Annotated in this window: 11 protein-coding genes; 10 read left to right on the top strand and 1 reads right to left on the bottom strand. The window is 61.2% G+C overall.

Annotated elements, in window-relative coordinates; all coding sequences use genetic code 11:
* Positions 1-41: 41 nt before the first annotated feature.
* A complete protein-coding gene (locus tag KHU30_RS12175) occupies positions 42-983 on the bottom strand; it encodes a LysR substrate-binding domain-containing protein (RefSeq protein WP_211442918.1) in 942 nt (313 codons plus the stop codon).
* A gap of 171 nt (positions 984-1,154) precedes the next feature.
* Between KHU30_RS12175 and KHU30_RS12170 the strand changes: the two genes are divergently transcribed.
* The 10 genes from KHU30_RS12170 to KHU30_RS12130 all read left to right on the top strand — a co-directional run bounded on the left by KHU30_RS12170 (position 1,155) and on the right by KHU30_RS12130 (position 12,596).
* Complete coding sequence (locus tag KHU30_RS12170) at positions 1,155-1,853, top strand: pirin family protein (RefSeq protein ID WP_211443234.1); 699 nt, start codon at positions 1,155-1,157, stop codon at positions 1,851-1,853.
* An 81-nt stretch (positions 1,854-1,934) separates the two neighbouring features.
* Positions 1,935-2,357, top strand: a complete 423-nt coding sequence (locus KHU30_RS12165) for a DoxX family protein (protein ID WP_211442917.1) — start codon at positions 1,935-1,937, stop codon at positions 2,355-2,357.
* A gap of 447 nt (positions 2,358-2,804) precedes the next feature.
* Positions 2,805-2,885, top strand: a complete 81-nt coding sequence (locus KHU30_RS25735) for a tryptorubin family RiPP precursor (RefSeq protein WP_407928078.1) — start codon at positions 2,805-2,807, stop codon at positions 2,883-2,885.
* Between the two features lie 111 nt (positions 2,886-2,996).
* Positions 2,997-4,031: a cytochrome P450 gene (locus KHU30_RS12160; protein ID WP_211442916.1), complete on the top strand. Its 1,035-nt coding sequence runs from the start codon at positions 2,997-2,999 to the stop codon at positions 4,029-4,031.
* 482 nt (positions 4,032-4,513) lie between these two features.
* Positions 4,514-6,046, top strand: a complete 1,533-nt coding sequence (locus KHU30_RS12155; RefSeq protein ID WP_211442915.1) for a ferritin-like domain-containing protein — start codon at positions 4,514-4,516, stop codon at positions 6,044-6,046.
* A gap of 9 nt (positions 6,047-6,055) precedes the next feature.
* Positions 6,056-7,471 (top strand): hypothetical protein, encoded by a 1,416-nt coding sequence (locus KHU30_RS12150; RefSeq protein ID WP_211442914.1) that lies wholly within the window; start codon positions 6,056-6,058, stop codon positions 7,469-7,471.
* Positions 7,461-8,285 (top strand): LodA/GoxA family CTQ-dependent oxidase, encoded by an 825-nt coding sequence (locus KHU30_RS12145; RefSeq protein ID WP_211442913.1) that lies wholly within the window; start codon positions 7,461-7,463, stop codon positions 8,283-8,285. The genes KHU30_RS12150 and KHU30_RS12145 overlap by 11 nt, the downstream gene beginning before the upstream one ends.
* Positions 8,269-9,714 (top strand): radical SAM/SPASM domain-containing protein, encoded by a 1,446-nt coding sequence (locus KHU30_RS12140; RefSeq protein WP_230427349.1) that lies wholly within the window; start codon positions 8,269-8,271, stop codon positions 9,712-9,714. The genes KHU30_RS12145 and KHU30_RS12140 overlap by 17 nt, the downstream gene beginning before the upstream one ends.
* 1 nt (position 9,715) lies before the next feature.
* On the top strand, positions 9,716-11,200 hold the full coding sequence (gene qhpG / locus KHU30_RS12135; protein WP_211442912.1) for a flavin-dependent monooxygenase QhpG: 1,485 nt from the start codon (positions 9,716-9,718) through the stop codon (positions 11,198-11,200).
* Between the two features lie 211 nt (positions 11,201-11,411).
* A complete protein-coding gene (locus tag KHU30_RS12130) occupies positions 11,412-12,596 on the top strand; it encodes an acetyl-CoA C-acyltransferase family protein (protein ID WP_211442911.1) in 1,185 nt (394 codons plus the stop codon).
* Positions 12,597-12,614 lie beyond the last annotated feature (18 nt).

Raw genomic sequence — 12,614 nt, 5'->3', positions numbered from 1 at the left:
ATATCCGGTTTCCGCCAGAGGGACAATCGCGAGCCGCTCGCCTACTTTTCCCTGCTCTCCAGCGCCAAAGGATGCCAGGAATCCTCTGCCAGTTCCGCAGCAAGGAAATCGAGCAGGGCCCTGACAGCGGGAATCATCCCGCGCCGTGACGGAAATACGGCGTGGATGATGCCCGAGCGCGCGCTCAATTGCGGCAGCAGCCTGACCAGCGTGCCGGCTTCCATTTCTTCCACTACCGCCAGCGCGGGCATATAGGCGACGCCTATGCCTTGCAATGCGGCGGCGCGCAGCGTGAGCAGGTCGTCCGTGTGCAGGCGCGGCGTGTGCACGAGTTCTTGGGAATTGCCATCCTTGTCTTGAGTACGCCAGATGACCTTGTCGCCGGCGTAGCCCATGGCGACGATAGGCATTTTTGCCAGGTCCGCCAGTTGCGCAGGCATGCCATGCCGGAGCACAAGCTTGGGGCTGGCGACCAGGATCATTTTCGATGGGCCGAAGGCACGCATGGCGAGGTTCGAATCGTCCAGCGGCGGCACCCGAACACGGATGGCGATGTCTATTCCTTCATCGACGACATCGACGCGGCGATTGGTCGCGTCGAGCGCGATGCGTACTTGCGGCTCGGCGGCCAGGAACCTGGCGAGGATGTCGGCCAGGCCGCCCTGGAGAAGGCCGACCGGGCAGCTCATGCGTATTAATCCCTGCGGCGACGATAGCGTTTGATGCACGGCGTCCTTTGCCGATTGCGCTTCCGCAATCAAGGCCACGCAATGGCCATAAAAGGTCTTGCCTATCTCGGTCAGGGAAAGCTTGCGCGTGGTGCGGTTGAGCAAGCGCACCCCCAGTTCCGCTTCCAGCGCGCTGACGCGCCGGCTCAGCTTGGAGGTCTGCATGCCGAGCGCCTCGGCTGCAGCGGAATAGCTGCCGGCATCGACGACCCTGGCAAAAAAGACAAGATTGTTCAGGTCATTGATCGGTGTCATGCCGGCCTCCATTGGCTGATGTTCATTTATTTTTCTATTTCCGACAAATATCCATTCTATTTCAACCCATTAATCTTGGTTTGTTGCTGGACTATGATGCCTTCATCGACAGGGCGCAATGGGCGCCGAGCAATTTAGAACGCACGTACTTGAAGATTCATGGAGAACGACATGCTGCAGATTCGAAATCTGGATTCACTCGCCGGCAGCGACTTGCCATGGCTGAAGGCCAAGCACCATTTCGCGCTGCACGGGCATGACAATGCGGCCCACGAGCCGTTGGGGAGCCTGGTGGTCTTGAACGACGACGAAGTGGCGCCCGGTACAGGGTTTCCTATGCATGGTCACCGCGACATGGAAATCGTGACCTATGTCAGGGAAGGTCTGCTCGAACACACGGACACGACCGGCGGACGCGGACAGATTGCCGCGGGCAACGTCCAGGCATTTTCCGCGGGCAGCGGCATCCGCCATTCGGAAACCAATCCAGGCAGCGGGCCGCTGAAGCTTTTCCAGATCTGGCTGCGTCCGCGTCGCCTCGGCATCGCGCCGCGCTGGGCGACCAAGCCTTTTCCCAAGGCCGAACGGGCCAATCGCTGGGTAGTGCTGGCGAGCGGCCTGCCTGGCGACAAGGAGGCGATTGCTATCGAAGCGGACGCACGCGTGCTTGGCGCGACGCTCACGCGCGGCCAGTCCATCGGGTATGAAATCGGCGCTTCCCGCTACGGCTACCTGGTGGTCGCGCGCGGCGCGGTTTCGGTCAACGGCATGCGTCTCGGTGCGCGCGACGGCATCGCGGCCAAGGATGTTTCAAAGATCGTCGTCGCAGCAATCGACGATGCCGAAGTTGTTCTTGTCGATGCAGCTTGATTTTTCCATTTTTTATTTTTTATTTTTCGCTTTTATTTTTCGCTTTTATTTTTCGCTTTTATTTTTATTAAGGAGCACATCATGTCCGCACCCAACAAATACCTGCCTTTGATCGGCCGTATCCTCATCGGCGCTCCCTTCATCATGAGCGGCCTTGGAAAACTGGCTTCCTATGATGCTACCGTCGGCTACATCGCCAGCGTCGGCTTGCCGTTGGCCGGATTGGGCTTTGCCATCGCGGTGCTGATGGAAGCCGGCGGCGGCGCCTTGCTGCTGCTGGGATACCGCACGCGCCTGGTTGCGCCGCTGATGGCCTTGTTCACGTTGGCGACAGCGATTTTCTTCCACCACAACTTTGCGGACCAGAACCAGATGATCCACTTCCTCAAGAACATCATGCTGGTGGGCGGCTTGCTCAATATCGCCTACTTCGGCGCCGGCCCGGTCAGTCTCGACAGCGCATCGGGCAGGCAAGCCTTGGCGCCGTCGGGGCAGCAAGCCTGACAGCCGCGCATCTTCCCGGCGCAGAAACTGACATTCTCACAGTCGTCCCGGAGTTCAGTTTCGCGCCTCACCGCCGCTTCGGCGATCGCATTGCCCGCGTGACAGAGGGAGCGCGGATCGTAATGCACTGCTTCGCAACGATGCCTGATCGCGCATTACGCGGTCATTTTCGCAAAAGGGCGATTGCTCTTGCTTGCAGGCGCAATAATTTAACATATGATATGCGGCAATATTTTTAAAAGAACAGACCTGTCTGTTTTTTGTGACAGGTCAGGGATAATTGAAGCGCCTGCACTATCCATTTGACTTGATTGTGGGATAGCATCCACACGGCGGAAATGATCCGGATTGCAACATGTCCCTCATGCCGTCGATGGCAAAACCCATGCTACTTGAGCATTCCATGCTGCCCACAAGGCAGTCCACAATCAAAGGAAGGTGCTACTCATGAAAATTCTTTTCACTCTTAAAAATATGCTGACCCGCCCAAAAAGCCTGAAGGCATACGCTTGGTACATCTGGTATTGATCCTGCAAGCCATCACCTGATTCATAGGGATGCGGTTGGAGCTTCCAACCGCGTTCGGTGAAGCCCTGAACGGCCCGCCGGACGCGGGCCTCCGTCCCATGGAGAGCATCGATGCCAAGTACTGGCAAACACATCCGAGCCACCGTTTTTACACCGAGGCTCCAAGCGCTCCTGCGCGATCATCGCGGCGAGGACGTATTCCGGCTGGATGAGAACACCGTCGGCGTCGCCGGGACCGCATTGACCCACCAGATCCTCAGCGCCAGGCCGGCCACCGAATTCGAGCGTCCGACATTCAAGCCCCTTCACGGGCGCTCCATTCCCCGCGCCGACGCTCTAAAACTGATGCAAGCGATCGGCAGCGATGTACGGGCTGCATTGAAAAAGCCCGTATCCGAAACGGTCGATCTTTCCGGAGAATGGCCGCACGTCGGGCACGTTTACTTGCGCGATCTTGTTCTCGGCGGCGACCCCTACCGGCTGCGCATTCTCATGGACCGCATATTGGAGCTGACGCCCAAGCTGACTTGGGCGCTCATCGCCGCTGGTGCGGCGCCATCGGTCAGGCTGCAGCCGGAAGCATCCGCCATCGCGAAACTCACCGCCGGCGCCTCGACCTACAACGACCGTCGCTATGCCATGGGAATGTATCGCCGCACAGCCGCCCCAGTCTGCTTCACCATCTCCACGCTCGTCGCCAACGCGCTCTGGCTCGGATCGCCATTCGACAAAGAAACCTCGAACCGCAACATCCTGTATGAGGCCCTGCGGCTGCTGCCGCCGTCCTGGAACATCTTGAGGAACGCATCTCCCGAGTACGCCGCCCTCGATTCCCGGATCGGTCCCAACGACGATGTCCTGATCCTGCCGCTTCTCAGCCACCGCGACCCTGCACTCTGGGACGACGCCGATGAGTTCCGTCCCGAACGATGGGATAGCATCAACCCCGGCGAGCAGCCCGGCTACCTTCCTTTCGGCCACACCTCCGAACGCTGCTGGGGACAGCATATGGTGATGCCCCTGGCCGAAAGGCTGCTCGATATCCTGCGCAACGACGGCCTTGCCGTCAGTCCGCGGCAAACAACGGCTGAAGTGCCGCTCGCCGGCCTGCTTGGCGTCTTCCAGGTCAAAGTCGTCCGGCAATGAGGTGAAGTGCCTTTGCCTGCGTAGTTGACCGTATCCCGTTGATCCAGCCGTTGCTGCCGCGCTCAGGCAGCAACCGGCTGGCACGATTCCGCAAAGCCCGGCGCGCGTGGATCGGCAGCGATCTGTTTCGCGCCGCGGGACTGTTCTCACCGCTTTGCGTAAATCCTATCAATTTTGACAGTTGTTCAAATATGAATTGAGGAACAATCTTGCTGCGGACTTCATGTTTGCGGAGCAGCAGATATGCATAGCGAACGTTGGAAAAAAATAAATATCTCGCCCCGTCTTCCCGCTTGAATCCTGCTTCACCTTGATGTTTCAGAACAAGCCTGGCTGTCGTATAAGCATCTTGGCAAGCCGCCGCCGTTGCGGTCGCGGACTGTATCGCCGTCTCAGCATTGCCGGAACTCCAGGCAGTAACGTGTATTCCTTTGTCTTCACAAGCCTTATCTTTCTTAACGAAGTTGATGCGAGGAGAAACAATGCGAGCTTCACAAATACGGCGTCATCTTGGCGCCGGAGCGACGGCGTTGCCCCGTACCGCGCCACGGGCCCTGACCGCGCAAGACGGATCCAGCGAATTCTTGCTCAATCTTGAATTCTCGCCACGCGACTATGTCGCCTACCTGCTTTCAATCGATGCGGAAATAGAACACTGCCTGATGGTGCAGTACCTGTACGCGGCCTATTCCCTGGGCGGGCCTCAGGTGCCGCCGGTGTTTCGCGACATGGTGCGCAACTGGCAAGAGGTGATTCTCGGCATCGCCAAGGAAGAGATGGGGCATTTGATCTCGGTGCAGAATGTGCTGCGGCTGATTGGCGCGCCGCTGCACTTCGAGCGTGAAGATTACCCGTGGGATGTGCCGTTTTACCCGTTTCCGTTCATGCTGCAGCCGCTGACCCTGGATTCGCTGGCCAAGTATGTGTACACGGAAGCGGCCGTGGGCTGGAATGGCGGCGCCCTGGGCGATGAAATCAGGGCGCGGGTCGCCACCCAGACTTCGAACCCGCACCAGGTCGCGGAATTATTCGACACGCTGATTCCGCTGGTGGAAGATCCGCTGTATTTGCCCGATTACGTATTCCAGCCCGATACTTTTTCATGCCAGGCCAATTTCGCCGAATGGGGACGTGGCTACCAGGGCGGCAACCGCGGCAACAGCGAAGGCAGGAGCGTGGGCAAGACGCCCGACGTGCTGGTGGTCCCGGTGACTTGCCGCGACGATGCGGTGAACGCCTTGAAGGCAATCGCCAAGCAAGGGGAAGCTCCGCACGGATCGGAACCATCGCATTTTGTGCGGTTCTTGCGCGTGTACGTTGAAATGCGCGCGGCGCAGAACAATCAACCCTGCAGCCTGGAAGCGTGGAACGATGCGCGCCCGGACGATTTCCTGGCTGATGCATGGGCGAGCTCCTACCCTGACATCGGCGCTGCGCTCAAGGCCGGCCACGGGGCATGGAGTGCGTCGCGTCCCGTGGCGATCAACCCCTATGTGTCGCTCGATACCGACGAAGAGCCGGAACAAGGGGGCACGCCGGCCACGGCGATCACCGATCCGGAATCGGCGCTGTGGGCGACCCTGCACAATGTGCGCTATCGCATGCTGCTGACCTATCTGATCCACAGCTTTACGCTGTACGGCGGCTTGAATGCCGCGGGATTGATCACGCCGCGCGGCACGATCGTGAATGCCACGTTCGGAGAAATGTACAACCTGCGCGCCATCTCGGAAATCCTGATGCAGTCGCCGGTTTCGGCGACGGATCCCGATGCGGGATTCGCCGGTCCGCCATTCCAGATGCCCTACACGCTGAACAGCCCGTTCGGGGAAGCCGACCGCTGGATCGGCCATCTCGACCTGCTCACCGCTTCCGAGGGCCTGATTGCAGCCCTGCTGGCGACCAGCAGCCCGGCCAGGCATGCCTACCTGCACAGCTTGCGCGAAGCGGATAAAAGCATGATCGCGATTGCGAAGCGCATCCTGTCCGGCAGCATCGATCCCGCCTTACTTTAGGAGCCCGTCATGCCGATCTTAGAACTCCGCATCCTGCCGCCCATCGCCATCGGACGCTTGGGGGCCGCAGCGACGCCGCTGGAAGCGTTTGACCTGGAAGTCAATCCCGATCAGCCGTTTGACTACCGCCGCATCGTACCGCGCCCGAGCTTTGACGTCGATCCGGCGAGCGGCGAAATCCTGCGCTGCTATGTGCCGGAAACCATCCGCTTCAAGGACGAAAATAAAAAAATCCGCCCGGTCGCGCCTTTCCTGGAAGTCTATGCGCGCACCAGCGAATCGCCGGAAGAACTGCAGCCACTGACGCTGGCCCTGCTGCAAGCGGAAAACCTGGACCTGACCGCGCTGCATTGGGATATCGAGCTGGGCAACATCAAGATCTACCGCCGCACCAATAACAAGGACGACAAGATCCACGCCAGCCTGCATACCCTGAAAGACCATCAGCGCCATGCGATGGAAGGCCACTGCCCAAATTTCCATCCGCGCAAGAAGCTGCCGCTTGGCTATATCCAGTTCATCAAGCCGAGCGCGCAATTCCCGGAAATCCGGCTGCGCTACACGCCGGCAGCCGGGATTGTGTACGGCACCAGGATGAAACGGCGCGAATCGTACCACGACCTGAAGCTGCACGACGATCCGGTGATCGATCACGAACACCTGGTGCTGTACGACGAAAAGAAAGGCGACTGGCTGAACTACACAGAAAGCACAGGCCCGACCCTGACCAACCCGGCCGGCATCTACGCCGGCTACGCCGACAAGGACGGCAACCAGGTCAGCTGGGGCTACCTTGACGACGAATGCGACGGCGTGGCGCGCATCGGCTTGACGCGCAAGGATGGCAGCCAGCTATGGGCGCACGGCTATATCGGCGCCGGGCCGCCGGCGTTCGCTCCCGACACGCTGCCGATCCGGGTGGTGTCGGACGAAATGGAGCAAATCCTGTACGGACCGGAAGTGGCGGAAGAAAGCGTTTCGCTCGACGCCGCAACCGAAATCGTGCTACGCGCCCTGGAGACCGTGCGCCTGATGAATTCAGCCGTGATGAACGGCAATCCATTCAATGGGCAATTGAACGTGGCCAGCACCATGGTGCGGCAAAACAGCGCCGATTTCGAACGGTACTACGAACCGATTGCAGCTCCATCCATCGTCGACAATCTCGCCTTGCGCGCCTTGCATGAGCGGGTATTCAGCACCTTGAGCGCCGGCGGCGCGCCATGGTTCGCCAAGGTTTTGCGCCAGCCTGAGGAAATCGGCGACCTGACGTCGGAAGGGCTGCGCAAGATGCCGGCCCTGATGCGCGGCGCCGACGGCCGCAGCCTGACCCTGACCCGGCGCCACATCAACATGGTGATCAAGGCCGCCCGCAATGCGATGTTCGGCCAAACCAATCCAGACGGAGGCAAAAATGTCCGGTAAAAACATGACGATACGCGCCAACAACCTGACGGCGCAAATCCATCATCGCGGCGCCGGAAATCCCGCCTCGGTGCTGCCGCGCAGCGCGATCTCCAACTGCTTCCCGGGGCTGGAATTCGATTTCCGGAATCTGTGGCGGCGCGCTTTCGAAGGCATTACCTTGGTCGAGAACAACAACTATGTGGTCGAAGCCGAGCCGAAATTCCAGCACCTGGCGACACGCCGGCTGCTGCGTTTTGCCGGCCTGGATGTTGGCACCATGGTTGCCACCAGCGGCCCGGTCATGCCGAACGGCTCGTCCGGCACACTGGCCAGCGCCGCCAACCCGAATGCGGTCTCGTTCATGGAATGGTCGAATTCATTTGCCCGCATCATGCACCTGCAGGGACAGGTGGTCGAGTGCGAGTTCACCACCTACGCCAATGCCACCGATGAAGTGCTGGTGACGTCGCAAACCGAAACGCTGAAGGTCAACCTGACCATGCGCCGCTTCTTTGAGGACGAAACCGCCGCCATCAATACCGACATGCTGCAACCGGGGGAGCTGACCCAAGGCTTGTGCGCGCCCTGGCAAAACGACTATCGCGAATGCGCCTGCTATTACTGGGCTGCGTCGCGTCCGGACTATGTGAACGTGGAGCCGGGCCAGGACGGTCTTTCCAAGGGCGATATGTGGTTTGCAAAGAAACGCACCGGTACTTACATTCCGGATAATCGGGTCGATACCCGTCTGTGGTCCTACGATGACTTGTTCAAATCCTGGCAAGAGGATCTGCAGTTCGTCATCCGCGGGAAAGATGCCGATGAAGCTTGACCAGGCGGCGCTGCAGGATGCCGGCCGGATTCCCGCGGCATTGGCCGCTGCTGCGTCGGGGGCCGGCATGGCCCCGGCGCTGGCAGCGTGTATCGTCGAGGCTTCACGGCCGCGGCAACGCGACGCCCATCTGATCGAAGATGCGCACGGCGCACAGCTGCTGGTGGTGAACGGCAGTCGTCTATTCCATTTGCCGCCCGCACTGGCGGCCGAATTCAGGACCGCGCTGGATGGCATGGACGACGCCGTCGTGCAAGGCTTGATCGCGAGCAGCGGCTTGCAGCTGGCGCCCTTGATTGACGATACGCCGCTGGCCGCGCCGCCGGTGCACGCCTTGTCTCTGGCGATTGCACAAAAATGCAATCTGGGATGCACCTACTGTTACGCGCAGCAGGGCGAGTTTGGCGGCAAAGCAAAGAACATGGAACTGGAGACGGCCAGGCAAGCCGTCGACCTGCTGCTGGCCAAGGCCGCGCCCGGCGCCAAGGTCAACCTGGCCTTCATGGGCGGCGAGCCGCTGGCGAATCGCCAGGCGCTGCGCGCCGTCACCCGCTACGCGCAGGAACAGGCCGGGCAACGCGCAGTCGATTGCCGCTTTTCGATCACGACCAATGGCAGTCTCTTGCAAGCGGACGATGCCGATTTTTTCGAGGAGCACGGTTTTGCCGTGACCGTCAGCCTGGATGGCCCGGCCGAGCAGCACAACCGCTTGCGGCCGTTCAAAGGCGGCAAAGGCTCTTTCGACCAGATCATCGAACGTGTCGCGCCGCTGCTGGAACGGCAGCGCCGGATGCAGGTATCGGCGCGGGTGACCGTCACGCCCTTCAATCTGAACCTGCCGCGCACGCTCGATTTATTTATCGGCATGGATTTCCATAGCGTCGGCTTTTCGCCGCTATTGCGCGCCTCCAACGGACAGGCGGAAATGGGACCGGAGGATATGGAAGACATGTTGCAGGGAATGATCGCCTGCGGCCTGGCGTTTGAACAGCATGTCATGCTGGGGCAGCGTTACCCTTTCATGAACATGCAAAACGCCCTGCGTGAAATTCAGCGCGGCACGCATCGTCCTTATCCCTGCGGCGCCGGCGCCGGCTATTTCGGCGTTTCCGCCGAAGGTGAACTTTCGGCCTGCCATCGCTTTGTCGGCGATGCGGCCGGCAGGATGGGCGATCTTGCCGCCGGCGTCGACGCCGGCCGCCAGACCGTCTGGCTGGAGCAACGCCACGTACACCGGCAGCAGCCCTGCAATTCCTGCTGGGCGCGCTATATGTGCGGCGGCGGCTGCCATCATGAAGTGCTGGCGCGCGGCCGCAGCGCCTGCGATTACATCCGCGGCTGGCTGCATTACACCATCGGCGCGCACGGCCGCCTCGGCCAGCTGGCGCCGGCCTGGTTTGCCGGCGGCGACAGCGCAAACACGGAGTGACATGAGCCAGCGGGCCGATATGTTCATCATCGGCGCCGGCCCGGCCGGCTTGTGTGCGGCGCTGCGCTTGCAGCAGCTCGGCTATCGCGTTGTACTGATCGAACGCAGCGCTGCCTGGCCGCGCCCCCAGATTGGCGAAGCCCTGACCCCCGGCGTGAAAAACATCATCGATTTTCTGGACGCCAACCAGGCCCTGGAAAACGTGCCCCACCTGACCCGTTTGCCGACGCGCCTGAGCTGGCGCAGCAGGACTGCCGAAACGGTAGCCCATGCCGACGCCGCGGTAGTCGACCGTTCGGCCTTCGATGCGGCCTTGCTGCGGCTGGCAATTGCGCGCGGAATCGAAGTGCATCAGCCAGCCAGCCTGGACAGCGTCGGCGGCCGCGCGGGAGACTGGCAGCTGGCTTTCTCAACGCCAAACGCCACCCATCAAGTGCAGGCCCGGATGATCCTGGATGCCCAGGGACGCCGGAACAGCCAGCCCCGGCAAATGCTCTGTGCGCCGCGCTTATCTGCCATGTGGGCAGAAATTGCAGAAAGCGACATCCCTTCCGAATTGGCGCATGTCACCCAGGTGGAGGCGCTGGAGCAAGGCTGGCTGTGGGGCACCCGCCTGCCGGACCGGCGTTATCGCATCATGCTGCTATCCGATCCGCTTGTTTCACGCCAGCTCGGTCCAGGCCGGCCCGAATCGCGGCTGCGCCATCATTGCGGCGCAAGCAGCTTGTTTGCCGGCGCGGCCCGGCAGCCGTTTTGCAGTCCGCTGCAAATGTGTGCGGCGACGCCGTATGTGGCGGTCGACAGCTGGCAGGACGGCCGTCTGAAACTTGGCGATGCGGCATTCGCGCTGGACCCGATATCATCGTCCGGAGTAGAAAAGGCGATGCGGTTTTCATTGCAGGCGGCGATTGCGATTCACACTGTGCTGCAGGCCGGCAACGAGGCGCAGCGAACCCTGGCGCATGATTTTTACCGGCAGCGTTTGATTGAAACCTGTGCCCGCCATCATTTCTGGACGGCGGCCTATTACCGGCAGGCCTGGTGTAGCGAGCAGCCATTCTGGCAGGAGCGTTCGACGCCGGGGATGGCAGCGGCGCCCGGCAATCGCGAAGCCCTGCTCATGAGCGAGGCGCTGCAACAGGAAATTGATCAGCTGGCCAGCTACCGCGAACCGGTCATTCAAGCCGGCCTGGATATGCAAACCAGTCAGATGATTCGCTTTCATCACCTGGTGCAGATAGTTTCGCTTCCCTGCGTCACGGGCGACAAAGTCGAATTGCGGCCTGCCATGCGGCACCCGCACCTGGAGCGGCCGCTGGCGTTTTGGGAAAACGAAGCGATACTGCCGCGCCTGGAAATCTTGTCGCAAAAGGCCGCGCTATCTTCTGTGCTCGACTTGCTCGGCCAATCCATGAACCTTCAAAAAGCCTGGCGTTTGCTGAGCTGGCTGCGGCAGCGCGGATTGGTGGAAATTGTAAGCGACTGACAGCGGCGGGGAGGGCGCACCCGCTCTCTGGCCAATTCAACCAATATCTCAAGCCATTCCGGGAAAGCCGCATGCCGGGCAGGACTGGAAAGCGGATGCCTGCTAAAGTAGTGCCGAAGGCGCCTGGAATGCATTTGTCACCAATCAATATGCGTTCCGGCAAGGCGGCAAGCAGGTCTTGTCATCAGATTACTAAAGCAAGGAGATAAGCATGGCAAAAGAAGTCGTTATCGTCGGCGCAGCCCGTACGGCGATCGGGGCATTCGGCGGCGCATTGAAGGATATCGCGCCGGGCGAACTGGGGGCGGTCGCGGTCAAGGAAGCGTTTGCGCGCGCCGGCGTCGATCCGAAGCAGGCCGGCCAGATCATTTTCGGCAACGTCATCCATACCGAAGCGCGCGACATGTATGTATCGCGCGTGGTCGGCCTGAATGCCGGCATGGGCAAGGAATCGACGGCGCTGACGCTGAACCGCCTGTGCGGCTCGGGTTTGCAAGCCATCATCACTGCCGCCAACGCCATCCAGCTGGGCGAGACCGATGTCGCGGTCGGCGGCGGCGTGGAAAGCATGAGCCGTTCGCTGTATGCGACCCAGGCGGCACGCTTCGGCGCGCGCATGGGCGACATCAAGATGATCGACATGATGGTGGGCGCCTTGTCCGATCCTTTCGGCGGCGGCCATATGGGCATCACCGCTGAAAACGTTGCCGAGAAATACAGCATCTCGCGCGAAGAGCAGGACGCGTTCGCGCTGGAAAGCCAGCAGCGCGCAACGGCGGCGATCGCGGCCGGCCATTTCAAGTCGCAGATCGTGCCGGTGGAAATCAAGACGCGCAAGGGCGTCGCGCTGTTCGATACCGACGAATATCCGAAGGCCGACGCCAGCATGGAATCGCTGGCCAAGCTCAAGCCGGCGTTCAAGAAAGAGGGCGGCACAGTCACCGCCGGCAATGCTTCAGGCATCAACGACGGCGCGGCGGCCTGCGTCCTGATGGCGGCCGACGCTGCCGCGCAGGCCGGCCTGAAGCCGCTGGCGCGCGTGGTTTCCTACGGTGTGGCGGGGGTCGATCCTACGATCATGGGCACCGGTCCGATTCCGGCAGTCCAGCTGGCCCTGAAACGCGCCGGCCTGAGCCTGGCCGACATGGCGGTGATCGAATCGAATGAGGCGTTCGCCGCGCAGTCGCTGGGCGTGTGCAAAGGATTGGGGCTCGATCCGGCGCTGACCAACGTCAACGGCGGCGCCATCGCCCTCGGCCATCCGCTGGGCGCGAGCGGCACCATCATCGCCGTCAAATGCCTGTATGAGCTGATCCGCACCGGCAAGCGCTATGGCCTGATCACCATGTGCATCGGCGGCGGCCAGGGCATCGCCCTGATCATCGAGCGTCTCTGACGCTGGTGGCTGCCGGAA

It is taken from the genome of Collimonas humicola, assembly GCF_018304945.1.
GTDB lineage: Bacteria > Pseudomonadota > Gammaproteobacteria > Burkholderiales > Burkholderiaceae_D > Collimonas > Collimonas humicola.
The sequence above is the reverse complement of the archived record's forward strand: the minus strand, read 5'-3'. Positions and strand labels throughout refer to the sequence as shown.